Source organism: Streptomyces sp. NPDC007095 (genome assembly GCF_040634475.1).
Taxonomy (GTDB): Bacteria; Actinomycetota; Actinomycetes; order Streptomycetales; family Streptomycetaceae; genus Streptomyces.
In genome coordinates this window covers 14830-39048 of record NZ_JBEYFS010000074.1, presented here as the reverse complement: position 1 = coordinate 39048, position 24219 = coordinate 14830, and the positions used below count along the sequence as shown (strand labels likewise).

General features: G+C 70.1%; 20 protein-coding genes and 1 pseudogene. 9 read left to right on the top strand and 12 right to left on the bottom strand.

Annotated features, from left to right (window positions below; translation table 11 throughout):
• Position 1: 1 nt before the first annotated feature.
• The 3 genes from ABZ656_RS25085 to ABZ656_RS25075 are packed head-to-tail and all read right to left on the bottom strand — an operon-like array spanning position 2 to position 2726.
• Positions 2-796 (bottom strand): amino acid ABC transporter ATP-binding protein, encoded by a 795-nt coding sequence (locus tag ABZ656_RS25085; protein ID WP_101400610.1) that lies wholly within the window; start codon positions 794-796, stop codon positions 2-4.
• Positions 793-1731, bottom strand: a complete 939-nt coding sequence (locus ABZ656_RS25080) for an amino acid ABC transporter permease (RefSeq protein WP_360270582.1) — start codon at positions 1729-1731, stop codon at positions 793-795. The genes ABZ656_RS25085 and ABZ656_RS25080 overlap by 4 nt, the downstream gene beginning before the upstream one ends.
• A 38-nt stretch (positions 1732-1769) precedes the next feature.
• Positions 1770-2726, bottom strand: coding sequence for an ABC transporter substrate-binding protein (locus ABZ656_RS25075; RefSeq protein WP_101400611.1), 957 nt, complete (start codon positions 2724-2726; stop codon positions 1770-1772).
• Between the two features lie 540 nt (positions 2727-3266).
• On the opposite strand from ABZ656_RS25075, the gene ABZ656_RS25070 reads away from it, so the two are divergent.
• The 4 genes from ABZ656_RS25070 to ABZ656_RS25055 all read left to right on the top strand — a co-directional run bounded on the left by ABZ656_RS25070 (position 3267) and on the right by ABZ656_RS25055 (position 7026).
• Positions 3267-4541 (top strand): NADP-dependent malic enzyme, encoded by a 1275-nt coding sequence (locus tag ABZ656_RS25070; RefSeq protein ID WP_101400613.1) that lies wholly within the window; start codon positions 3267-3269, stop codon positions 4539-4541.
• A 569-nt stretch (positions 4542-5110) separates the two neighbouring features.
• A complete protein-coding gene (locus ABZ656_RS25065) occupies positions 5111-6076 on the top strand; it encodes a zinc-binding dehydrogenase (RefSeq protein WP_101400614.1) in 966 nt (321 codons plus the stop codon).
• A 174-nt stretch (positions 6077-6250) separates the two neighbouring features.
• Complete coding sequence (locus ABZ656_RS25060; RefSeq protein ID WP_010984411.1) at positions 6251-6460, top strand: helix-turn-helix domain-containing protein; 210 nt, start codon at positions 6251-6253, stop codon at positions 6458-6460.
• On the top strand, positions 6460-7026 hold the full coding sequence (locus ABZ656_RS25055) for a Clp protease N-terminal domain-containing protein (protein WP_360270579.1): 567 nt from the start codon (positions 6460-6462) through the stop codon (positions 7024-7026). The genes ABZ656_RS25060 and ABZ656_RS25055 overlap by 1 nt, the downstream gene beginning before the upstream one ends.
• Positions 7027-7120: 94 nt before the next feature.
• Here ABZ656_RS25055 and ABZ656_RS25050 read toward each other — a convergent pair whose 3' ends face one another.
• Together ABZ656_RS25050 and ABZ656_RS25045 are read right to left on the bottom strand one after the other, a co-directional pair.
• Positions 7121-8158, bottom strand: a complete 1038-nt coding sequence (locus tag ABZ656_RS25050; RefSeq protein ID WP_101400616.1) for a PadR family transcriptional regulator — start codon at positions 8156-8158, stop codon at positions 7121-7123.
• A gap of 1 nt (position 8159) precedes the next feature.
• Positions 8160-9035, bottom strand: a complete 876-nt coding sequence (locus ABZ656_RS25045; RefSeq protein WP_180362059.1) for a DUF4097 family beta strand repeat-containing protein — start codon at positions 9033-9035, stop codon at positions 8160-8162.
• Positions 9036-9263: 228 nt separating this feature from the next.
• Between ABZ656_RS25045 and ABZ656_RS25040 the strand changes: the two genes are divergently transcribed.
• Positions 9264-10091: a hypothetical protein gene (locus ABZ656_RS25040; RefSeq protein ID WP_360270577.1), complete on the top strand. Its 828-nt coding sequence runs from the start codon at positions 9264-9266 to the stop codon at positions 10089-10091.
• 27 nt (positions 10092-10118) lie between these two features.
• Here the strand turns inward: ABZ656_RS25040 and ABZ656_RS25035 are convergent, their stop codons facing one another.
• The 6 genes from ABZ656_RS25035 to ABZ656_RS25010 all read right to left on the bottom strand — a co-directional run bounded on the left by ABZ656_RS25035 (position 10119) and on the right by ABZ656_RS25010 (position 17820).
• Positions 10119-10301: a DUF6104 family protein gene (locus ABZ656_RS25035; protein WP_005312030.1), complete on the bottom strand. Its 183-nt coding sequence runs from the start codon at positions 10299-10301 to the stop codon at positions 10119-10121.
• Positions 10302-10478: 177 nt separating this feature from the next.
• Positions 10479-14315, bottom strand: a complete 3837-nt coding sequence (locus ABZ656_RS25030; protein WP_360270575.1) for a multifunctional oxoglutarate decarboxylase/oxoglutarate dehydrogenase thiamine pyrophosphate-binding subunit/dihydrolipoyllysine-residue succinyltransferase subunit — start codon at positions 14313-14315, stop codon at positions 10479-10481.
• Between the two features lie 282 nt (positions 14316-14597).
• Positions 14598-15740 carry a HAMP domain-containing sensor histidine kinase gene (locus ABZ656_RS25025; protein ID WP_360270573.1) on the bottom strand — a complete coding sequence of 381 codons (1143 nt, stop codon included), beginning with the start codon at positions 15738-15740 and terminating at the stop codon, positions 14598-14600.
• A 47-nt stretch (positions 15741-15787) separates the two neighbouring features.
• Entirely contained in the window at positions 15788-16525 is a 738-nt protein-coding gene (locus tag ABZ656_RS25020; protein ID WP_054236710.1) for a response regulator transcription factor, read from the bottom strand.
• Positions 16526-16638: 113 nt separating this feature from the next.
• Entirely contained in the window at positions 16639-17316 is a 678-nt protein-coding gene (locus ABZ656_RS25015; RefSeq protein ID WP_101403742.1) for a spermidine synthase, read from the bottom strand.
• A gap of 63 nt (positions 17317-17379) precedes the next feature.
• Entirely contained in the window at positions 17380-17820 is a 441-nt protein-coding gene (locus ABZ656_RS25010) for a hypothetical protein (protein ID WP_360270570.1), read from the bottom strand.
• A gap of 191 nt (positions 17821-18011) precedes the next feature.
• Between ABZ656_RS25010 and ABZ656_RS25005 the strand changes: the two are divergent.
• The 3 genes and pseudogenes from ABZ656_RS25005 to ABZ656_RS24995 all read left to right on the top strand — a co-directional run.
• A pseudogene (locus ABZ656_RS25005) lies at positions 18012-18554 on the top strand (IS200/IS605 family accessory protein TnpB-related protein); the annotation flags it as partial.
• A gap of 152 nt (positions 18555-18706) precedes the next feature.
• Entirely contained in the window at positions 18707-19024 is a 318-nt protein-coding gene (locus ABZ656_RS25000) for a TetR family transcriptional regulator C-terminal domain-containing protein (RefSeq protein ID WP_360270568.1), read from the top strand.
• A 252-nt stretch (positions 19025-19276) separates the two neighbouring features.
• Positions 19277-20095: a rhomboid-like protein gene (locus tag ABZ656_RS24995; protein ID WP_360270596.1), complete on the top strand. Its 819-nt coding sequence runs from the start codon at positions 19277-19279 to the stop codon at positions 20093-20095.
• Positions 20096-20689: 594 nt separating this feature from the next.
• Here ABZ656_RS24995 and ABZ656_RS24990 read toward each other — a convergent pair.
• A complete protein-coding gene (locus ABZ656_RS24990; RefSeq protein ID WP_360270594.1) occupies positions 20690-20935 on the bottom strand; it encodes a sulfatase-like hydrolase/transferase in 246 nt (81 codons plus the stop codon).
• A 758-nt stretch (positions 20936-21693) separates the two neighbouring features.
• On the opposite strand from ABZ656_RS24990, the gene lon reads away from it, so the two are divergent.
• Entirely contained in the window at positions 21694-24111 is a 2418-nt protein-coding gene (gene lon, locus ABZ656_RS24985) for an endopeptidase La (RefSeq protein ID WP_101400620.1), read from the top strand.
• Positions 24112-24219: the final 108 nt, after the last annotated feature.

Below are 24219 nucleotides of genomic sequence, written 5' to 3'. Positions count from 1 at the left end.
CTCAGAGCACCTTGGACAGGAACGACTGCGTCCGCTCGTGCTGCGGGTTCGTCAGTACGTCACGCGGGTGGCCGGACTCGACCACCACACCGCCGTCCATGAAGACCAGCGAGTCGCCCACCTCGCGGGCGAAGCCCATCTCGTGGGTGACGACGATCATCGTCATACCGGACTCGGCGAGGTCGCGCATGACGTCGAGGACGTCACCGACCAGCTCCGGGTCGAGCGCCGAGGTCGGCTCGTCGAAGAGCATCAGCTTCGGGTCCATCGCCAGCGCGCGGGCGATGGCGACACGCTGCTGCTGCCCGCCGGAGAGCTGCGAGGGGTAGCTGGCCGCCTTGTCGGCCAGGCCGACGCGCTCCAGGAGCTGCTCCGCACGCGCCCGGGCCTGGGTCCTGCTGATGCCCTTGACCTGGACCGGGGCCTCCATGACGTTCTCGAGCGCCGTCATGTGCGGGAACAGGTTGAAGCGCTGGAAGACCATGCCGATGTCCCGGCGCTTCAGCGCGACCTCGCTGTCCTTGAGCTCGTACAGCTTGTCGCCCTTCTGGCGGTAGCCGACCAGCTCCCCGTCGACGTACAGCCGGCCGGCGTTGATCTTCTCCAGGTGGTTGATGCACCTCAGGAAGGTCGACTTGCCGGAGCCGGAGGGGCCGATGAGGCAGAAGACCTCGCCGGGCCTGACCTGCAGGTCGATGCCCTTGAGGACCTCGACCGCGCCGAAGGACTTGTGCACGCCTTCGGACTTCACCATCGGCGCACCGGAAATGTCTTTGCCGGTTTCCTTCTCGGTCATGCCGTCGCCCCCTTCCGGCTCGACAGGGACGTCAGATTGGCCTTGATCTTCTGCCACGGGGTGGGCGGCAGCTGACGGCTCGAACCGCGGGCGTAGTACCGCTCCACGTAGTACTGGCCCACGCTCAGGACCGAGGTCATGATCAGGTACCAAGCGGCGGCCAGGAAGAGCATCTCCACCGGGGCGCCGGAGGTCTGTCCGATGTCCTGGGCGTACCGCAGGAGTTCGTAGTACTGCACTGCCGACACGAGGGAGGTCGTCTTGAGCATGTTGATGACCTCGTTGCCCGTGGGCGGCACGATCACGCGCATCGCCTGCGGGATGATGATCCGCCGCAGCGTCTTGCCGTGGCTCATGCCCAGCGCGTGCGAGGCCTCGGTCTGGCCCTCGTCGACCGAGAGCAGACCGGCACGGCAGATCTCGGCCATGTACGCGGCCTCGTTCAGGCCCAGGCCCAGCAGCGCCGTCAGGAACGGCGTCATGAAGCTGGACCAGTAGTCCTTGTAGATCGGCCCGAGGTTGATGTACTCGAAGACCAGACCCAGGTTGAACCAGACGAACAACTGGACGAGGACCGGGGTGCCGCGGAAGAACCAGATGTAGAACCACGCGATGGACGAGGTCACGGGGTTCTTCGACAGGCGCATCACCGCGAGCAGGATGCCGCCGAGGATGCCGATCGCCATCGAGAGCACCGTCAGCAGCAGCGTCTGACCGACGCCCTTGATGATGCGGTGGTCGAAGAAGTAGTCCGGTACGGCATGCCAGTTGATCTTGCCCTGGCCGAACGCGTAGATGATCGCGACGAGCACGGCGATCGCGATGGCGGCCGAGAGGTACCGTCCGTAGTGCCGGACGGGGATGGCCTTGATGGCCTCCGGCCCGGCCGGAGGAGTGTCCTCCGGCCCTGCCGTCTTGTCGATGTCAACAGTCACGGGTGTTGTTGCCTTTCAGTGCCCGCTCGCGCCCGCGGTCACTTTCCTCCGTTGACCGCGGCCGTCTTCACAGCGCCGGCCTCGACGCCCCACTTCGCTATCACCTTGTCGTACTCGCCGTTCTTGATGATCGCGTCGAGCGCGGCCTGCAGTGCGTCGCGGAGCTGCGTGTTGGACTTGGCGACCGCGATGCCGTACGGCGCCGCCTCGACCTGCTCGCCGACGAGCTCGAAGTCCTTGCCGCCGCCCGAGGTCTTCACTGCGTACGCGGCGACCGGGAAGTCCGAGGAACCGGCGTCGGCGCCACCGGCGCGCACCCGGGTCTGGGCCTGCTGGTCGTTGTCGTACGACTCGATGGCGATCTTCTTGCCGCCCGTGCACTTCTTCGACTCGGACTTGGCGAGGTCCTCCGAGACCGTGCCGCGCTGCACCGCGATCTTCTTGCCACAGAGGTCGGCCCAGGTCTTGATGTTCTGGGTCTTGCCCTTGGGGGTGTAGATCGAGACACCCGCGGTGAAGTAGTCGACGAAGTCGACGCCCTCGCCGACCTTCTTGCCGGTGTCGGCGTCGACGCCGTTCTGGCGGTCCGCGGTGTCCGTCATCGCGGACATCGCCATGTCGTACCGCTTGGAGCGCAGACCCGTGATCAGGGTGTCGAAGGTGCCGTTCTGGAACTCGAACTTCACGCCGAGCTGCTTGCCCATCGCGTCCGCCAGGTCGGGGTCGATACCCACGGTCTTGCCGGAGCTGTCCTTGAACTCGACCGGCGCGTACGCGATGTCCGAGCCGACCTTGATGACACCCGCGTCACGGATCGACGCGGGCAGCTTGGAGGCCAGCGGAGCTGAGGCGGCGCTCGAGGAGGAGCTGTTGGAGTCCTTCTTGGTCTGGTCACCGCAGCCGGTGAGGACCAGGGCCCCGGCGACCGCGATCGCGCCGACCGCTGCTATCCGGGACTGCGCGGCGGTCGTACGACGGGTGGTGCTTGCGGTCATGGTGGGTGCCTCCGGCGGATGAGGGAGTTGCCGATGGGTCGACGAGAACACACACCTTTGGGTGTCGCGACCTCGTGTGATGACGGCATCTTGCCATTCGGACTGCGCGCTTCAGGGGACTCGCTATGTCAAAATCGGATAACGGGTGACCCCCGAACCGCCGCGGACGGCTCCATCAGGGCCGGACCTTGTGCGGGAATCCCTCCTTCCGGCCGGAAGATCTTCGGCGCATCTCGCGATGCGGGCCGGCGCTACGCCGCACTTGTGGTGTCCTGAGGTCATGTCCGGGACTTGTCCGCATATCCAGGTATGAGTCATGTCACCGGCGTGTGAGCTTCGCGGTATGGACTCGTCGCCGACCTGGTCCGTCCGGTAAGAAGGTTCTTTACACCCCTCATCCGGGGCTCAGGGCGCGTGTGCGGCGCGCCCGTCGCGTATCCGCCCGTACGCAACCACGGCGGCAGGATTACGCGGTGCCCGCCCACCCCTCAACCAGGAGTGGTCACCCTCAAACAATGAAGACTTAAGGGGTAAAACAAAGTGGCAGCGGAGATCGTCAATCCTCGCAGCGACAGCAGTACTGGTCTTGAAGGCGACGTGGAGCCGGTCAATTCCGCCGGTTCCGTCGACACCGTCGGTTCGGACGGCTCCGTCGACTCCCTCGACTTCGACCCTGCCTTTGCGCTGCACCGTGGCGGCAAGATGGCCGTGCAGGCCACCGTGCCCGTCCGTGACAAGGACGACCTGTCCCTGGCGTACACGCCCGGCGTGGCGAAGGTGTGCAGCGCCATCGCCGAGCAGCCCGAGCTCGTCCACGACTACACGTGGAAGTCGTCCGTCGTCGCTGTGGTGACGGACGGCACGGCGGTGCTGGGACTCGGTGACATCGGCCCGGAGGCGTCCCTTCCCGTGATGGAGGGCAAGGCCATTCTGTTCAAGCAGTTCGGCGGGGTGGATGCCGTGCCGATCGCGCTGGACTGCACGGGCGTCGACGAGATCGTGGAGACCGTGGTCCGGCTCGCTCCCTCGTTCGGGGGCGTCAACCTGGAGGACATCTCGGCACCGCGGTGCTTCGAGATCGAGCGCAAGCTCCAGGAGCGGCTGGACATTCCCGTCTTCCACGACGACCAGCACGGGACCGCGATCGTGACGCTGGCGGCGCTGCGGAATGCCGCGAAGCTGACCGGGCGGACGCTGGGCGATCTGCGTGCGGTGATCTCGGGGGCGGGGGCGGCCGGGGTCGCCATCGCCAAGTTCCTGCTGGAGGCGGGGATCGGCGACGTGGCGGTCGCGGACCGCAAGGGCATCGTCTCCGCGGACCGGGAGGACCTGACCGACGTCAAGCGGGAGCTCGCCGGGATCACCAACAAGGCGGGGCTCACGGGGTCGCTGGAGTCGGCGCTCGCGGGTGCGGACGTCTTCATCGGCGTGTCCGGGGGTACGGTGCCGGAGCCGGCGGTGGCGTCGATGGCCGAGGGGGCCTTCGTCTTCGCCATGGCCAACCCGAATCCCGAGGTGCACCCCGAGATCGCCCACAAGTACGCGGCCGTGGTCGCCACCGGGCGGTCGGACTTCCCGAACCAGATCAACAACGTGCTGGCGTTTCCCGGGATCTTCGCGGGGGCGTTGCAGGTGCGGGCGTCTCGGATCACCGAGGGGATGAAGATCGCGGCGGCGGAGGCGTTGGCCGCGGTCGTCGGGGACGACCTTGCCGCGGACTATGTGATTCCGTCGCCGTTCGACGAGCGGGTGGCTCCTGCGGTTACCGCGGCGGTGGCTGCGGCTGCTCGGGCCGAGGGTGTTGCCCGCCGCTGACGCGGCCGCGTGATTCCAGGGCCTCGCCGGGTTGCTCCTGGCGGGGCCCTGTTCTCTGTCCCCGATCGGTCCGTACGGGTCCCCTTCCTTCGCCCCCGCCGCCCCTGCCCGTCCCATCCCCAGGGGCTCTGCCCCTTCGACCCCGCAGGGGCTCCGAGGGGCTCCGCCCCTGGCCCCCGGGCGGGGAGCCCGCGGGGGCAGGGAGCTGCGCCCCCTGCCTCGGACCCCCTCCAGGGGTTGCGTCCCTGGGCCCGGCGGGGGTGCGCGCCTGACCCCGTGGGGCTGCGTCCCTGACCCCGGCGGGGCTGCGCGCCTGACCCCGGCAGGGCTGCGCGCCTGACCCCGGCAGGGGTGCGCCCCTGCGCCCGGTGGGGCTTCGCCCCCCGGATCTCTCCGGTAGGGGCTTCGTCCCGGACCTCCGTAGGGCTTTGCCCCTGGGCCACCGCGGGCCTGCGCCCTCGCCCTCCGGTGGGGCTTCGCCGGTGTGACGTGGGGCGTGAGGGTGGCGGGACGTGTGTCACAGGGGGACGTGGTTCCGCCGGGCGGGGGCGGAGCCTATCGTCAAGGTCATGTTCGCTGCCTACGCCGCCCGCATTGACCGTGACCAGCCGCTCACCGGCCTGGAGTTGGGGGAGCGCCCGGCCCCCGAGCAGAAGCCCGGCTGGACCACCGTGAACGTCAGGGCCGCGTCCCTGAACCACCATGACCTCTGGTCCCTGCGCGGCGTCGGTCTCTCCGAGGACAAGCTGCCGATGATCCTCGGATGCGACGCGGCCGGCGTCGACGAGGACGGCAACGAAGTCGTGCTGCACTCGGTCATCGGACAGACGGGGCACGGGGTCGGCCCGAAGGAGCCCCGTTCCATCCTCACCGAGCGCTACCAGGGCACGTTCGCCGAACAGGTCTCCGTCCCGACGTGGAACGTCATTCCCAAGCCCAAGGAACTCTCCTTCGAGGAGGCCGCCTGTCTGCCGACCGCGTGGCTGACGGCCTACCGCATGCTGTTCACCAACGCCGGAGTACGGCCCGGCGACTCCGTCCTTGTCCAGGGTGCCGGCGGCGGCGTGGCGACCGCCGCGATCGTGCTCGGCAAGGCCGCCGGTCTTCGGGTCTTCGCCACCAGCCGGGACGAGGCCAAGCGCAAGCGGGCCGTCGAGCTGGGGGCCGTGGAGGCACTGGAGTCCGGCGCACGGCTGCCGCAGCGCGTGGACGCGGTCATCGAGACGGTCGGCGCGGCCACCTGGTCGCACAGCATCAAGTCGCTGCGGCCCGGCGGCACGCTGGTCATCTCGGGCGCGACGAGCGGCGACCGCCCCTCGCACGCCGAGCTCACCCGCGTCTTCTTCCTGGAACTCAAGATCGTCGGTTCCACGATGGGCACCAAGGACGAGCTGGAGGATCTGCTGTCCTTCTGCGCCGCCACGGGTGTGCGACCCGTCATCGACGAGGTGCTTCCGCTGGACCGGGCCCGGGAAGGGTTCGAGCGGCTGTCGGCGGGCGATCAGTTCGGGAAGATCGTTCTCGCGGTGGGATGAGCGTGAGGGTGGGGGATTGAGGGGTTCCTCGGCCGTTCGGGCCGGGGTGTAGTGCGGGGCGGTCGCGGCGGGCTCGGGAGAATTCGGGCCCGCCGTTTCGCGTACCAGATGTCTTCGCGTACCGGATGTCAATTAGGGTTGACACTCGGCCTGATGTCAACTTAGATTGACGGCATGACCGAAGCAACGGATCTCGCCGAGCGTGCGGGTGATCGCGATCCACGGATCGGACTGCGGGCGGTCTCCGCGCTGCGGAGGCTGCTGGAGCAGTTGGAAGCGGTGCAGGTGCGCAGCGCGCGCAATCAGGGCTGGTCGTGGCAGGAGATCGCCGCGGAACTCGGAGTGAGCAGGCAGGCCGTGCACAAGAAGTACGGGAGGCAGTGATGTTCGAGCGGTTCACGAAGGACGCCCGGGCCGTGGTCGAGGGAGCGGTCGGACACGCCGAGCGCACGGGTGCCGAGGCGGTGGACGAGGAGCACATGCTTCTCGCCCTCCTCGACCGGGAGGGCAGCCGTGGCTCGTTCGCGCTGGCCTCGCTCGGTGCGGCCGGTCGTCGCGACTCGATGGAACGGGCGCTTGCCGAGGCGCGCCGGCGGGGTGGGCTCTCCCGCGCTGACACGGAGGCGCTCTCCGGGCTCGGGATCGACCTCTCGGAGATCGTCTCCCGGGTGGAAGAGGCCCACGGGGTCGGGGCGCTGGGATCGGGGAACGCCGGTGGTGGCGGGCGACGGTCAAGGCGTCGGCCGTTCGCCCCGGGGGCCAGGGACGTGCTGACGCGGTCCCTTCGTGCGGCGCTCGCCCGTCATGACCGGCACATCGGCGACGAGCATCTGCTGATGGCCCTGACTGCTCGGCCCGGTGTGCCGGCGGAGGTGCTCGCCGACCACGGGGTCACCTATGAGGCGGTCACGCGCGTGCTGTACGGCGGCGGGGAGGCCAAGGCGGGGTGAGCGGTCGGAGCCGGGGGCTTCTCCGGGATCCCCTGGCCGAAGCCCAGGGGATCCGCCCTCTCGGAACTCGAAGAGCCCCGGGCGACGCTGGGCGTCAGCTCTTCGGCGTGCGCAACGCGGCTCCGATGTGCGCCGCCGCCGTCGACAAGTGACCACGGGCCGCGCGGAGTTGGTCCTCCGTCACCCCGTGGTCGCGGGCCGCGTCGCGGATGTCGTCGCGGAAGCGGTCCAGGAGTCGTTCGAGGTCACGGGCGGGGTCGCCGGTGGAGTCCTCGTGGGCCCAGGAGGGTGCGTAGTCGGCGGGGAAGTCCTCCGGAGTGTCCGTGTACTCGGCGTACGCGGGCTTCGCCGACCCGGTGGCCGCCGCACCCGCGCGGCCGAAGCCGAAGTCCTTGCCGAAGGTCTTTCCGAAGTCGCCGAATTCCTTGGCCAGTTCGCTCAGGCCCTCACGGACCCCGTTCGGCCAGTCGCCGCGCGCGAAGCGGTCCTGGACCTGCTCCTGGACCCGCCGGGCCATGCGCTGCATCTCGTCCTGCGCCTCCTTGGCCTGGCGCCGCGCGCGCTGCGCCTCGTCGCGGGCCCGGCGGCTCTCGTCCTTCGCGCGCCGGTTCTGTTCCTTCCACTCCTGCTTGACCCGCCGCATCTCCTCCTTCGCGACCCGCCACGACTCCTTGTCGTGGGAGTCCCCGAAGTCGCCCGCGGGACCTTCGTGCTCCCCGGCGCCGGAGCCGCTCTTACCGCTGCGCCTCGCCTCGGTGGCCGCCGCCCGCATCTCTCGGCGAAGATCGCCCGCCGCGCCCCGCACATCGGCGCGGATCTCCGCGGCGAGCTCCGCGACCGACTCGCGGATCTCCAGCTCCAGGTCGGCCAGTTCGCCGCTGCGGTCGGCCAGTTCGGCGCGGCCCGCGTCCGTGATCGCGTACACCTTGCGACCGCCCTCGGTGGTGTGCGTGACCAGTCCTTCCGCCTCCAGCTTCGCCAGCCGGGGGTAGACGGTGCCTGCCGAGGGTGCGTACAGCCCCTGGAAGCGCTCCTCCAGGAGCCGGATCACCTCGTACCCGTGGCGGGGGGCCTCGTCCAGCAGCTTCAGCAGGTAGAGGCGCAGGCGGCCGTGGGCGAAGACGGGAGGCATGTCAGAGCACCTTCTTGTCGGTCGGGGTCTCCGGGGAGGTGGACGACCCGTCCTCGTGGGGCTCGTCCTCCGTCGTCGGCCTGCGGAGCATGGCGATGGAACCGGAGACGGTCACCGCCTTCAACTTGCCGTTGCCCGCGCCCAGTCGGCCGGTGATCTTCTTGGCGCCCCACTGGCCGCTGACCCGGAGGTCCTCGAAGGCGCTGGAGACCGTGCCGCTGGCGGTGTTGGCCTCCACCTCGGCGTCCGCGGGGTGCGGGAGGCGGATGGCGATCTCCCCCGAGACGTTCGACAGTTGGACGTCGGTGGGGGTGCCCGTGGGGTTGAGATCCACGATCATCGAGCCGCTCACCGATTCGGCGCGCACCGAGCAGCCCGAGGCCTCGACCACGGTCAGATCGCCTGAGACGGAGTGGAAACGGAGGTCGCCGGCGACGGCCTGGGCCTCCAGGCTCCCGGAGACGGTGTCCACGCGGACGGGGCCGGCGATCCGTACGAGGGTCGTGTCGCCCGTGACGCCCTTGACCTCCACCCGGTTCTCCATCCCGGAGACCACGGCGGCGGCGCCGACGACGCCCACCTCGACGGGGGTGCCGGCCGGGACGGCAAGTGTGACGACGGCGCTGCGGCGCCAGCCCTTGTGGTCGAGCCACTTGAGGAAGCCCTTCCAGGGCAGGTCCTCATACGCCACGGTGAGCGTGCCGTCCTGCTGGGTCACGAGCAGTGGCGGGCCCTCCAGCTCGGAAACCTCGAGGCGGGCGGAACCCTCGTCGGTCCCCACGACGTTCACCGTTCCGTTGACGACACGCACATGAAGTGCCGTCACGGGGTCGTCGAAGGTGAGCTTCCTCGGCTCTGCGACGGACCACTCGGACATGGTGCAGACCTCCCAACGACCCGACCAGACCGGACGCGTCTGGCGACGTAATCTGGACTCGACGCGCCATATCGCGTCTTCCGTCATTCACGATATATCGCGGATGCGGAAAGTCAAGGCACTCGTTTGGGGGAAGTGGGGCCCTCGCGATCGGGGCTTGCGGGTGAGCGGCGGGGACTTGACGGGCAAAACAGGCAATTCGAATCGGGGTCGATCTACGGTGTGCCCATGTCCACGACGCCCGACTCGTCCCAGGCCCAGGCCGCCGGCGCCCTGCTGCTCTGCCGGGCAGGGCACGAGTCCGTCGGCCTGGCCGCCCAGCTGTTGCGGGAGCGGATGCTGCTCACCGGGGCGGGCCCCGAGTGGAGCGTGCTCGTTCCCGAGGGAGAGCCCTGGCTGCACGGCGCCGAGCCCGTCGACCGCGTGGTCACGGGGTGGGCCACCGCCCTGGCCGTCAGCGCCCCCTGGCCCGTACTGGCCCTGTGGTGGGACGCGGACCGCAGCGGGCTCACCCTCGCGGCGGGCTTCCGGCGCAGTGTGGGCTACGAATGGCTGGCGAACGGCACCCCGGTCGGTGAGGACGAGGCGATGCGCACCTTCGCCACGCGGCTCGGCCTCGACCCGGTCCTCGACATGCAGGCGCTCGACCCGCTGACCAGGCCGATGTCTGGGGCGGACGCCCACGCGCGCCTGCGGGGACTGCTCGCCGTCCTCACGCGCGCGGGGGTGCTGCTGCCGGCCGGGCTCGGTCCCGGGGAGCCGGCCGACCGGCTCCTCGAGGTGGCCCGGATCCAGCCCGGTGCCGAGCAGATCGAGTGGAACGGGTGGCGTGCGGCGGTCCGGGCGGAGCTGGAGGCGGTGGAAGCCGCCGGGGCGGGTTCCTGGCTGCGCGGGCGCCGGGCCCGTGTCCTCGCGACCGGGCAGCTGGCCGCCGGGCTGCCGCTCACCGTGTGGGGCCTACGGCGCCACAGTGCCGGCTGGATCGTCGCGGGGACGCTCCTGATGCTCCACGGGGCGCTCGGCCTCGCGTACGACCGGCTGCGCGCCTTCGACTGACGCCCACCTGCTCTCGACGCCGGGGGCCTACTCCTCGTCGTCCTCGTCGTCCAGCCGCGCCAGCCACGTCGCCAGCCGCTCCACCGGCACCTCGAAGTCCGGGTTGAGGTCGACGAACGTACGCAGCTGCTCGGCGAGCCACTCGAAGGTGACCTCCTCCTCGCCGCGCCGCTTCTCCAGTTCCTCGATGCCACGGTCGGTGAAGTACATGGATGGTGCTCCGTCGCTGAAAGTGAAAGGGAACGCTGAGAAAAGGATAAGTGGGCCCACGGGGCGCCCGGAGGGCCTGGAACCCCGTATCACCGCCGGAACGGTGGCACAGGGAAGGGCCCGGCCTCCGGTGTTCTCGGAGGCCGGGCCCTTCACCGGACTTGAGCGGATCGAGGGCTACGCCTCGAACACCTCACGCACCAGCTGCTCCTGCTCGGCCTGGTGCCGCTTCGCGGAGCCCACGGCCGGGGACGAGCCGGCCGGGCGCGAGATGCGGCGCAGCCGCTCGGCGCCCGGGATGTCGGCGCCGACGGCCAGGTCCAGGTGGTCGATCAGGTTGAGCGCGATGAAGGGCCACGCGCCCTGGTTCGCCGGCTCCTCCTGGGCCCACAGGTACTTCTCGGCGTTCGGGTACTTGGCGATCTCCGCCTGGAGCTCGGCACCCGCGAGCGGGTACAGGCGCTCGATGCGGATGATCGCCGTGTCCGTGACGCCGCGCTTCTGACGCTCGGCCTCGAGGTCGTAGTACAGCTTGCCGGCGCAGAAGACGACCTTGCGGACCGCCGCGGCGTCGACCGAGTCGTCGCCGATGACGGGGCGGAAGGCGCCCGTGGTGAACTCCTCCGTCTTCGACGCGGCGGCCTTGAGGCGCAGCATCGACTTCGGGGTGAAGACCACCAGCGGCTTGTGGTGCGGGTTGTGCACCTGCCACCGCAGGAGGTGGAAGTAGTTCGACGGGAGCGTCGGCTGGGCGACCGTCATGTTGTTCTGCGCGCACAGCTGGAGGAAGCGCTCGATGCGGGCCGAGGAGTGGTCCGGGCCCTGGCCCTCGTAGCCGTGGGGGAGGAGGAGCGTGACGCCGGACGTCTGGCCCCACTTCTGCTCCGCGGCCGAGATGTACTCGTCGACGACCGTCTGCGCGCCGTTGACGAAGTCGCCGAACTGCGCCTCCCACATCACGAGGGCGTCCGGGCGGGCCAGCGAGTAGCCGTACTCGAAGCCCATGACCGCGTACTCGGAGAGCAGGGAGTCGTAGACGTTGTAGCGGGCCTGGTCGTCGGAGAGGTACTGGAGCGGGGTGAAGTCCTCGCCCGTGACCCGGTCGATCAGGACCGCGTGGCGCTGGCCGAAGGTGCCGCGGCGGGAGTCCTGGCCCGACAGCCGGACCGGAGTGCCCTCCAGGAGGAGGGAGCCGATGGCGAGGGTCTCGCCCATGCCCCAGTCGATCGTGCCGTCCTCGATCATCGCCGCCCGGCGCTGGAGCTGCGGCAGCAGACGCGGGTGGACGGTGACGTTGTCGGGGATGTTGACCTGGGACTCGGCGATCCGCTTGACGACCTCCTGGGAGACCGCGGTCTGCACGGCCACCGGGAACTGCGCCTGCGGGTCCGAGATCTGTACCTCGGCCCCCTGCGAGACGGCCTCGCGGACCTCGGTGAAGACCTTCTCCAGCTGGCCCTGGAAGTCCTGCAGCGCCTGCTCGGCCTCTTCGAGGGTGATGTCGCCGCGGCCGATCAGGGACTCGGTGTAGAGCTTGCGCACCGAGCGCTTCTTGTCGATCAGGTCGTACATCAGCGGCTGCGTGAACGCCGGGTTGTCCGACTCGTTGTGCCCGCGACGGCGGTAGCAGATGAGGTCGATCACGACGTCCTTGTTGAACGCCTGGCGGAACTCGAACGCCAGACGAGCGACGCGGACGACGGCCTCGGGGTCGTCGCCGTTCACGTGGAAGATCGGCGCCTCGATCATGCGGGCCACGTCGGTGGCGTACATGGAGGAGCGCGAGGACTCCGGGGCGGCGGTGAAGCCGACCTGGTTGTTGATGACGATGTGGACCGTGCCGCCGGTGCGGTAGCCGCGCAGCTGCGACATGTTCAGCGTCTCGGCGACCACACCCTGGCCCGCGAAGGCCGCGTCACCGTGCAGGGCGACCGGCAGGACGGTGAAGTCCGTGCCGCCCTTGTTGATGATGTCCTGCTTGGCGCGGGCGATGCCCTCGATGACCGGGTCGACCGTCTCCAGGTGGGAGGGGTTGGCGGCCAGCGAGACCTTGATCTGCTCGCCGTCCAGGCCGGTGAAGGTGCCCTGGGCGCCCAGGTGGTACTTCACGTCGCCGGAGCCGTGCATCGACTTCGGGTCGAGGTTGCCCTCGAACTCGCGGAAGATCTGCGCGTACGACTTGCCGACGATGTTGGCGAGGACGTTCAGGCGGCCGCGGTGGGCCATGCCGATGACGACCTCGTCCAGGCGGGACTCCGCGGCGCTGTCGATGACGGCGTCGAGGAGCGGGATGACGGACTCGCCGCCCTCCAGGGAGAAGCGCTTCTGGCCGACGTACTTCGTCTGCAGGAAGGTCTCGAAGGCCTCCGCCGCGTTCAGGCGGCGCAGGATGCGCAGCTGCTCCTCGCGCTCCGGCTTGGAGTGCGGGCGCTCGACGCGGTCCTGGATCCACTTGCGCTGCTTCGGGTCCTGGATGTGCATGAACTCGATGCCGGTGGTGCGGCAGTACGAGTCGCGCAGCACGCCGAGGATGTCGCGCAGCTTCATCATCGACTTGCCGGAGAAGCCGCCGACCGCGAACTCGCGCTCCAGGTCCCACAGGGTGAGGCCGTGCTCGGTGATGTCGAGGTCGGGGTGCTTGCGCTGGCGGTACTCCAGCGGGTCGGTGTCGGCCATGACGTGGCCGCGGACCCGGTAGGAGTGGATCAGCTCGAAGACACGGGCGGCCTTCGTGACGTCGTCGTCGTGGCTGGCGTCGATGTCCTTGAGCCAGCGGACCGGCTCGTAGGGGATGCGCAGGGCCTCGAAGATCTCGTCGAAGAAGCCGTTCTCGCCGAGGAGGAGGTTCGCGACGACGCGGAGGAACTCGCCGGAGGCGGCGCCCTGGATCACCCGGTGGTCGTAGGTCGACGTGAGCGTCATGACCTTCGAGATGCCGAGCTTGTTCAGGGTGTCCTGGGAGGTGCCCTGGAACTCCGCCGGGTAGTCCATGGAGCCGACGCCCATGATGACCGACTGGCCGGGCATCAGGCGGGGGACGGAGTGGACGGTGCCGAGGCCGCCGGGGTTCGTCAGGGAGACCGTGACACCGGTGAAGTCGTCCATCGTCAGCTTGCCGTCGCGGGCGCGGCGGACGATGTCCTCGTAGGCCTGCCAGAACTCGAAGAAGTTCAGCGTCTCGGCCTTCTTGATGCCGGCGACGACGAGCTGGCGGTCGCCGTTCGGCTTCACCAGGTCGATGGCGAGGCCGAAGTTGACGTGCGGAGGCTTGACGAGGGTCGGCTTCCCGTCCTTCTCCGCGTAGTGCCAGTTCATCGACGGCATGGCCTTGATGGCCTGCACCATCGCGTAGCCGATGAGGTGGGTGAAGGAGATCTTCCCGCCCCGGGCGCGCTTCAGGTGGTTGTTGATGACGATGCGGTTGTCGAAGAGCAGCTTCACCGGGACCGCGCGCACGGACGTGGCCGTGGGCAGTTCCAGGGAGGCGTTCATGTTCTTCGCGACGGCACCGGCGGGACCACGCAGCGTCACGTACTCGGGACCCTCGGGGGCCTCGGTCGCGGGCTCGGCCTTCGGCTTCGCGGCGGCCGGAGCGGCCTTCACGGGAGCCGGGGCGGCGGCAGCGGGCTTCGGCGCCGCCGGAGCGGCCGCGGGAGCGGCGGCCTGGGCGGGCGCAGGAGCCGCAGGAGCGGGCTGGGCCGGGGCCGCGGGCGCCGAGGGCGCGACAGGGGCTGCCGGAGCGGCAGGCGCGGCCTGAGGCGTTGCTGACGGGGTGGTGGTCCCTGCGGCCCCCGCGGCCGCAGTACCCGCCGAAGCCGAGGCGGCAGGGGCCCCCGGCTTGTAGTCGGCGAAGAAGTCCCACCAGGCTCGGTCTACCGAATTCGGGTCCTGGAGGTACTGCTGATAGATCTCGTCGACGAGCCACTCGTTCGCACCGAACGCGGCCGCGGGGTTCTTCCCGGCGGCTTGGTCATCGGTCGAGATGCTCGAGTTACTGGGGGACTGTGGCGACACGGCGGCAACCGCCCTCTTCCGCTTCACAAGGTGATGGACAGCGGGAATTAAGGCTACGCCCCCATGGCCGAGAAGGTCAGGCCGGGCTGGTCCAACGTCGTGTAAGTCACATCGGAAAGCGTGTTTCGGGGAGGGAAATGGCGGGAAACAAGCGAGGTTTCGGTCCGGAATGGGTACGTCGATTCAGGGTCGCGGTACGACTCGCACGGCCCTGTGCCTGATCACACGTGTCCACGAGCACGGGACGACGATGGATCTTGTGGCTCCGGTTCGAACTTTACGTCAACTTGGCAGAGAAGGAAGCCCTGGAAGGGTGACCTGGATCCGGCAGCCCCGCTGGGATTCGGCCACGCCGATGCGGCCGCCGTGCAGATCGACCGCCCAGCGGGCGATGGCGAGCCCGAGGCCCGTACCGCCGTCGCTGCCCGGGCCGTGCGGCGCGGGCACCCCGCCGCGGTTGAAGCGCTCGAAGACCCGGTGCCACTCCGACTGCGGAATCCCGGGGCCCTCGTCCAGGACCTCCAGGGCCAGTGACTCGGGGTAGTCGCCCCGCCGTGCCTTGACCGTCACCCGGCCGTGCGGCGGGCTGTGCTTGACCGCGTTGTCGATGAGATTCGCCACGACCTGGTGGATCCGCTCCGGGTCCGCGTGCGCGGTCAGCTCCGGCGGGGACACGTCGAGGTGCAGATGGACGTCGGTGCGGGTGTGGCTGCCGGAGCCCGAGGCTATGCCCGCGCGCGCGGAGGCGACCATGTTGGCCTCCTTGAGCACGCCGGACAGGTACGGCCACACCTCGAAACGCCGCCTGCGCAGGGGTACGACGCCGTTGTCCAGCCTGGAGAGGTCCAGCAGCGTCTCGACCAGCCGGCCCAGCCGCTCCGTCTGCTTCAGGGCCGTACGCATCGTTTCGGTGTCGGCGGCGGAGACGCCGTCCACGACGTTCTCCAGGACCGCGCGCAGGCCCGCGATGGGGGTGCGCAGCTCGTGCGAGACATTCGCCACGAGTTCCTTGCGCTGGCGGTCCTGGGCCTCCAGCTCGTCGGCCATGAGGTTGATCGTCAGGGCCAGGTCGCCCAGTTCGTCCCGCCGGTCGTCACGCACCCGGCGGGTGTAGTCGCCGTGCGAGATGGAGCGGGCGACCGTGTTCATCTCGTCCAGCGGCGCGGTGAGCGAATGGGCCACGAACTGCGTTATCAGCAGTGTGGCGATCATCGAGAAGACCGTGATGAAGCGGAGCTCCGTCTTGGTGTGCACCGCGATCATCGACAGACCCGTGGTGATGAGCACGGAGATGACGACCAGCGCGCCCAGCTTGGTCTTGATCGAGAAGGGGCGTACGGAACCCCAGGACCCCTCGCCGCGGCCCGGCTCGCCGGGACCGCTCACGACGCCCGTGGTTCTGCCCGATTCACCGAGCCCGCTCATGACATCAGCCCCCTACATGAGGTTCCTGGTCCCTGCGGAGACCCGGCTCAGGGAGTCGGGGTCTCCAGCGCGTAGCCGACGCCGTGGACGGTACGGATCCGCTCGGCACCGATCTTCCGGCGCAGCGCCTTGATGTGGCTGTCCACGGTCCGTGTGCCCGAGGCGTCCGCCCAGTCCCAGACCTCGGCCAGCAACTGCTCGCGGGAGAGTACCGCGCGCGGAGTGTTGGCGAGGCACACCAGGAGGTCGAATTCGGTGGGCGTGAGGTGCACGTCCTCCGAGCGCACCCGTACCCGGCGCTGTGCGTGGTCGATCTCCAGCTCGCCGAGGCGCAGGATCCCGCTGCGCGGTGTCGAGGCGGCCACCACGGCCCGCTCGACCCGGCGCAGCAGGACGTGCACGCGCGCGGCCAGCTCGCGCATCGAGAACGGCTTGGTCATGTAGTCGTCGGCGCCGACGCCGAGCCCGACCAGCATGTCGGTCTCGTCGTCGCGCGCGGTGAGCATCAGCACCGGCACCGGGCGCTGGGCCTGCACGCGTCGGCAGACCTCCAGGCCGTCGAAGCCGGGCAGCATGATGTCGAGGATCAGCAGGTCGGGCTGCCAGGCCTCTGCTGTGTCGACGGCGGCCGGTCCGTCGCCCGCGGTTTGCACGAGGAATCCCTCGGCTCGCAGGCGGGCCGCGATGGCGTCGACGATCGTCGGGTCGTCCTCGACCACCAGCACCCGGCGCTGAGCGCCCGGCGTGGCCGCCGTGCCGTTGTGCGAGGTGTGTGTCTGCTCCATCGCCCGCCCCTGAGGTGTGCTTTCCGGAATCCGTGGGGTGATCCCATGACTGCGCTTGACGCTTGAATGATCTGCGCCAGGGAAGCAGGGTACGGGCAGTCACCTTCGCTCGGCTATCCAGGCCCGACCGCGAGATGGACGACGTCCGGAACGCCCCGGGCAACGGGGATCTCTTCGGTACGCACCTGGTGGAATCCGGCATTCCGCAGCGTTCCTTCAAATTCCGGAGAGGGCTGCGCCGACCACACGGCGAGTACCCCGCCCGGCTTCAACACCCTTGCACAGCTTGCGAGTCCGGCCGGTCCGTACAGCCCGGTGTTGTCCTCGGTGACGGTCCAGTCGGGCCCGTTGTCGATGTCGAGGCACAGTGCGTCGTACGTGTCGGAAGTCTCATTGACGTGAGCCAGGAGGTCGGATCTCACGATCTCGGTCCTGGGGTCGGCGAGTGCCGCCGCGGAGAGTTCGGCCAGCGGTCCGTCGCGGTGCCAGTCGATGACGGCCCCTTCGCGTTCGACGACGGTGATGTGGCCCCAGCGCGGGTCGGCGGCGGCGTGTGCGAGAGAGAACCCGACACCGAGCCCCCCGATCAGCACCTTGGGCTCCGCCCGCCCGTCCAGGGCGTCCAGCGCGGCGTCGACGAGCAGCCGCTCCGAGCGGCCGTCGGAGGTGTCCATCAGGAAGCACCCGTTGGCGATGATCTGGAGCAGTGCGCCGTGGCGCCGCAACACCACCTCGCCGTAGGGGCCTTCCCGGCGATCGATGACTACAGGGATGTCGTACGAGGCAGTCATGGCACCCATCCTGGCACTTTCACCAGGATGGGCAGCCGAATTAACCCTCAGGGGGTCAGAGGTTCAGTCCGTGCCCGTAGGAGAACACGGGGTCTTCGGTGTCGTCGGGTGCGTCCGGCCGTGACGCCTCCACCGCCACCATGGAGCGCGGCAGTTCGAACGGCAGTCGCCCCGGGGCCCGCGCCCGTCCGAAGGCGACGTCCAGGAGTGTCCGGGAGTGCTGTGCCGCTCGCCCCTGCGGCCGCCTTCGAAGAGACCGGGGCGCTCCTCGTGGGGCGTGCGCAGGCGCAGCACCGCGAGGTCCGCGTCGACGGGATCGGGGACGACATTGCCGTACGCGGCGGCCACTTGCCCGGAGATCCCCCGCACGTACAGGTTCGGGCGGCCGTCGAAGGGCAGCAGTCCGTGGTTGGTCAGGGCGGTCAGCGAGCGGCGCCGGGCGGCCTCGCCGAGCGCGGTGAACTCGCTCGCCCCGACGGTCTCCTCCGCCCGGTCGGGGTCCACGTACAGGCTGCTGCCGCTGGAGTGCGCTCAAGCGTGTTCCGGCGAGCGGGAGCGAGTTCTGGTGGGAGGTGTCCTGCCATGCACCTGGAGGGAACTGACATTCCCATGTCGAATGCGTGACCTTTACGGGCGGTGTTCGTTGGAGGCGGTGACAGGGATCCCTTGAGGTGGGGCCGGGCGGGGGTGAAGGGGTGGGCGGGCTGAGGGAGTCGGCGGAGCCGTTCGTCGTGTCCGGTCCGGCCGGTGCGGCGGTCCGGACCCGGCTCAAGCACCTGGCGCCCGGGGACGAGAAGGTGCCGCGGCTGGTCGGCGCGCATCCGGGCGCGCTGGCCTCCCGTGATCTCAGAGCACGCTGCCGAGGCGGCCTCGAACACTCCACGGACACGTGGGCGGCCCGCAAGCGCGAGCTGACGCTCTTCTCGTCGTCTCGCTGGGCGGGCAGCATCACCAAGGCGTCGCACGACCAGTGGGCGCTGGCCCGCCCCAGCCAGCTCGCGCGCGTCCGGAACCTGGAGGCGGGCATCAGGACCATCACGCACCGACTGTCCCTGCCCGTTGGAGAGAAGGGCTCGAAGGGGTCGCCGGGCGGCTACCGGTCGCGGTAGGAGTGGCATGCCAAGGCGCGTCGTCTGCATGCGCTGGAAGACCGGCTGGAGCACGAGCGGGCCGACCGCGACGCCGGACTCGTGCACGTCGTACGCGGTGGCAGGCACCTGGCCCGCACCCGGCACCACCCTGCGTACTGCGGCGCAGCGAGGAGCACGACGTCGAGCGGTTCTTCGCCGTCGAGGCGCGCTCGGCCGCCCAGGCGCACTCGGCCGTCGAGTTCTTCGCCGCGCTGGTAGGCCTCGCCGACTACGACAGCCGGCGCCCGGGACGCACCAAGATGTTCAACGTCCTGCTCGCCGAGGCGGGCGATCCCGGCCACCCCGCCCACGCGTTCTTCGTGAAGCGCTACGCCGGTCTCGAGGCCAGCGTGGGCGCGCTGCGCGAGGCGGTCGCGAGCGGCGAACTGAAGCCCGACACCGACTGCGAGGCGCTCGCCGAGGAGTTCGCCGCCGTCATGGACGGCATCCAGTTGCAGTGGGCCCTCGACTTCGCGAGCGTCGACACGGCCGCCCGGACGCGGGCCCATCTCGACCGGTTGCTGCGCTCGGTCACCGTCTCGGGCACGGGGCTGCCGTCGGACGCGCATACGGACTGACTCGGACGCGTGTGCGGACACGGCGACCGTGGACGCCGTACACGCTTATCAGGTTGCTATGAATCGCCTCCCACGTGGCGTCGGTCATAGACAGCGGCGCCGCGAGCCCCCAAGGGTGGGGCGGGACGGAAGGAGCCCCTCACCTTGGACCGGAGCACGACCGCGACGGCGACGGCAGTGGCGACGACCACGGCCCCGACGGCCTCCTCGGCCGATGCCGCGCTCAAGGACCCACAGACGGGCTCGCTTCTCCTGGACGGGGTGCCGCGACAACGCGGCCCCACGGCCGTGCCGCCCGCCCCCCGCCCGGCGACGACACCCCCTGCACTCGCCCCTCCCGCCCTATCGGTTCCACCAGTCTCCCGCGCCCTCGCCCGGCTCCGGTCGCTCCGTCCCTGGCGGTTGCTGCCCACCCCCACCGGAACGCGCTTCACCTTCGGGTACGCGGCCGTGCTCACCGTCACCGCGATGGTCACCGACTACGCGGACCCCTCCCTCGTGCACGCCTTGCAGCAGGGGTCCAGCACCGACGTCGCGCACCTCGTACGCGAACCGGTGCTGGTGTTGCTGGCCAGCGCGCTGTGGATGGCGGGCGGGATCACTTCTCCGTACGCCATCGGGTTCGTGCTGGTGCTGACCGCGCTGGAGCGGCGGATAGGCGGCCTCCGGACCGCCGGAGTCTTCCTGCTCGGGCACGTCGTGGCCACCCTGGCCACCGAGGTGCCCGTCGGCCTTTCCGTGCTGGCGGGAGACCTTCCCGACAGCTCCCTGCACCGCCTCGACTACGGCATCAGTTTCGGCGTCGCCACGAGCGTCGGCGCGCTCGCCGGGCTGCTGAGGCCCTGGCTGCGCTGGCCGCTGCTGGCCGTCTTCGGCTCGATGGTCGTCGGGGACCTGCTCGAATTCGCCGACCCGATGACGGACTGGGGGCATCTGATGTCCCTGGCGATCGGGGTGTCGACCTGGCCGCTGGTCCGGGGCTGGCGCCGCGCCCGTACGCCGGCGGCCTCCAGCCCCGCCGCCCCCGCCGCCGTACACACCGCTCAGACGCCCGGCACCGTCGCCGCCTAGCATCCGGGGCCGGTCGGGCCGGTCGGGCCGGTCGGGCCGGTCGGGCCGGTCGCGGCGGGTCCGCGCCGCGTCCGGTCGGGTCAGGTGGCCCGGGCCGCTGTCAGTCGTCGGGGCCAGCTCCGGGACGCCGAGGCGGCGCTCCTGTTCCGCACTCGCCCGGTGGAGCTTGTCGGTGAGCTGGTACGGGTCGGCGCGCAGGTCGTAGTACTCGCGGAAGAGGACCTCGCCGCCGTTCACCCCGCCGGGCAGCCGGCCCCGCCGGTCCAGGCGGAGGCCGTAGTACTCCGTGTACTGCTCGGTCTTGCCGATGTACGTCGCCCGACTGTGGATCGGCTGCTTGTCCTGGCGGTTCCACCACCACTCGGCGAGCACATGGTCGCGGTCCCGGGTGCCGAGCAGCGAGTGGCCGTCGTGCGGGGTGTCCGGGGTGATGCCCGCCGCTTCGAGAAGGGTGGGCGCGATGTCGACGTGGGCCGTGAGCCGGTCGTCGCTCCGGGACCGTTCCATGAAGTCGAGGGCGTGGTTCTTGACGACGGTGGTGTTGTAGCCGGGGATGTTCCGGACGGTCCCCTGGTTGTTGTAGTGGCCGTTGTATTAGCTGACCGGCTCCTGAAGCAGCCACTCGTCGAAGTGCGGCGGGTTGTCGCCGGTGTGCCAGTAGTCGAGGTACTTGCCGAACAGTCCCGTCCGGTAGCCGGCGTCGTGGAGCTGCCGCTGCACGGTGGTGTGCTGGTCGAGGCGGTAGGGGTGCCGGGTGTCGAGGACGCCGTGGTGGCGGGCGTACCGGCCCGACATGATCGAGGCGCGGGACGGGGCACACAGGGGTGTGCCGGGGCACACAGGGGTGTGCTGGAGTGCGCCCGCTCGAAGGGCATGCCGTGTTCGCCCAGCCAGTCGACGGTTTCGGGTGTCGCCCACTGCGTCTCCTTGGGCTGGTCGTCGGTGACGACGCGAGGATGTCGGGTCGTCCGGAACGATTGCCGCCGGGAGCGCCGGGAGCGCCGGGAGCGCCGGGAGCGGCGGTCGCGGTGGCCGCGGTGGCCCGCCCGACGGCCGGCGCCGCGGGCGCCCGTCTCTCGGCCGCCTCCTCGGGCCCGTCCCCGTCCGTCGCCGCCCGCACCGCCGCCGCCCCGAGGGCCGCCACGGCCGCCGCCCCGGCGCCCACGACCGCCCGGCGCCGAGTCGACCCTCGTCCCTGTTCCTGCCCCTCGCCCACGTCGAGCCCCGTTTCCCCGGGCGTGGTTCCACAGCCTGTGAATGAGCCTGCAGTGTGAAGGAGCCGGCAGTGAATGCGATTGCGGTGGTGTGGCGGTGCTCTTGCGCTCTCGCGACCGCGTCGACCGCGTCGACCGCGTCGACCGGGCGCGGTCGCACGGGAAGGGACGGCGGGCCGACAGCGTTGACCGCACCACAGGCGTGCGCCGCGGGTTTGCGGCGGAGTGGCGCCGATCAAGGGGGAGGCGTGGCGGATACCGCGCTGACCTGCGCGGATGTCTCCGTGGAGAGCGATCGCTCACAGCGAACAGACCTCGGGGAACAATCTGGGGCTCACGTGCATTGAGTCGGCATAGCTCAACTTGACTGCCTAGGGAGAGATAATGGCTTCGACGTCCACACCGCTCACCCTGCCCGTGTTGCCGCTCGACGACGAGGTCGTGCTGCCCGGGATGGTGGTTCCGCTGGACCTTAACGACGCCGATGTACGCGCCGCGGTGGAGGCCGCCCAGGCCGCCGCGCGGTCGGAGCCCGGCAAGCCGAAGGTGCTGCTGGTGCCACGCATCGACGGGGCATACCCGAGCACGGGCGTGCTCGGCACCGTCGAGCAGGTCGGCCGACTGGCCGACGGCGACCCGGGCGCGCTGATCCGCGGCCGTGGGCGCGTGAAGATCGGCGCCGGGACGACCGGTCCTGGTGCCGCCCTGTGGGTCGAGGGCACCCGGGTCGACGAGACCGTGCCCGACCCGCTGCCCGGCCACGTCGCCGAACTGGTCAAGGAGTACAAGGCCCTCGCCACCAGCTGGCTGCGCAAGCGCGGCGCCTGGCAGGTCGTGGACCGCGTACAGGCCATCGACGACGTGTCCGCCCTTGCAGACAATTCCGGTTACTCCCCGTTCCTGAGCACCGAGCAGAAGGTCACGCTGCTGGAGACCGCCGACCCGGTCGCCCGGTTGAAGCTCGCCACCGAGCAGCTGCGTGAGCACCTCGCCGAGCAGGATGTCGCCGAGTCCATCGCGAAGGACGTCCAGGAAGGCGTCGACAAGCAGCAGCGCGAGTTCCTGCTGCGGCGCCAGCTCGAAGCCGTCCGCAAGGAACTGCGCGAGCTGAACGGCGACGCCAAGGAGGGCGAGGAGTCCGACGACTACCGGACCCGCGTCGAGGCCGCCGACCTCCCCGAGAACGTCCGTGAGGCCGCGCTCAAGGAAGTCGACAAGCTGGAGCGGTCCAGCGACCAGTCGCCCGAGGGCGGCTGGATCCGGACCTGGCTCGACACCGTCCTGGAACTGCCGTGGAACGAGCGCACCGAGGACGAGTACGACATCCAGGGCGCCAAGGGCATCCTGGACGCCGAGCACGCCGGTCTGGAGGACGTGAAGGAGCGCATCACCGAGTACCTGGCCGTGCGCAAGCGGCGTTCCGAGCGTGGTCTCGGTGTCGTCGGCGGGCGGCGCGGTGGCGCAGTGCTCGCGCTCGTCGGTCCGCCCGGTGTCGGCAAGACCTCGCTCGGCGAGTCCGTCGCGCACGCGATGGGCCGCAAGTTCGTCCGGGTCGCGCTCGGCGGCGTACGGGACGAGGCCGAGATCCGCGGCCACCGGCGTACGTACGTCGGCGCGCTGCCCGGCCGTATCGTCCGCGCCATCAAGGAGGCCGGGTCCATGAACCCGGTGGTCCTGCTGGACGAGATCGACAAGGTCGGCTCCGACTTCCGCGGCGACCCCGCCGCGGCGCTGCTCGAAGTCCTCGACCCCGCCCAGAACCACACCTTCCGGGACCACTACCTGGAGGTCGAGCTCGACCTCAGCGACGTGGTGTTCCTGGCGACGGCCAACGTGCTCGAAGCCATCCCGGAGGCGCTGCTCGACCGTATGGAACTGGTCCGGCTCGACGGGTACACCGAGGACGAGAAGGTCGTCATCGCCCGTGACCACCTGCTGCCGCGTCAGCTGGAGCGGGCCGGTCTGGAGAAGGAGGAGGTCGCGCTCGACGAGAGCGCGCTGCGCAAGCTCGCCGGGGAGTACACCCGGGAAGCGGGCGTACGAAACCTGGAGCGGGCCGTCGCACGCCTGCTCCGCAAGGTCGCGGCGCAGCACGAACTCGGAGAGCGGGAGCTGCCCTTCACGGTGACCGACGCCGATCTGCGCGGGCTCATCGGACGGCCGCACCACGTGCCCGAGTCCGCCCAGGACCCGGCCGAGCGCCGTACCGCGGTGCCCGGTGTCGCCACCGGTCTGGCCGTGACGGGCGCCGGCGGTGACGTCCTCTTCGTGGAGGCGTCGCTGGCCGACCCGGAGACGGGCGCGGCCGGTCTGACCCTGACCGGTCAGCTGGGTGACGTGATGAAGGAGTCGGCGCAGATCGCGCTCTCCTTCCTCCGCTCGCACGGCGCCGAGCTGGAACTGCCGGTCGGCGACCTGAAGGACCGGGGCGTGCACATCCACTTCCCGGCGGGCGCGGTCCCCAAGGACGGTCCGAGCGCGGGCGTCACCATGACGACGGCGCTGGCCTCGCTCCTGTCCGGCCGACTGGTCCGCACGGACGTGGCGATGACGGGTGAGGTCTCACTGACCGGCCGTGTCCTGCCCATCGGCGGGGTGAAGCAGAAGCTGCTCGCCGCGCACCGGGCGGGTGTGACCACGGTCATCATCCCGAAGCGCAACGAGGCCGACCTGGACGACGTCCCGGCCGAGGTGCTGGAGAAGCTGGACGTCCACGCCGTCACGGACGTCCGCCAGGTCCTGGAACTGGCGCTGTCGCCGGCCACGAACGGCGCGACGCCGGAGGTTCTGGTAGCGGCGTGACGGACGCTGCCGGAAGGGAAGGCCCGGGTCCCGTGAGGGAGGCCCGGGCCTTCGCCATGCCGTCAGCCGTTTCTGTCGGCTGTCAGCCGACATCGGTCGTCTGAAATC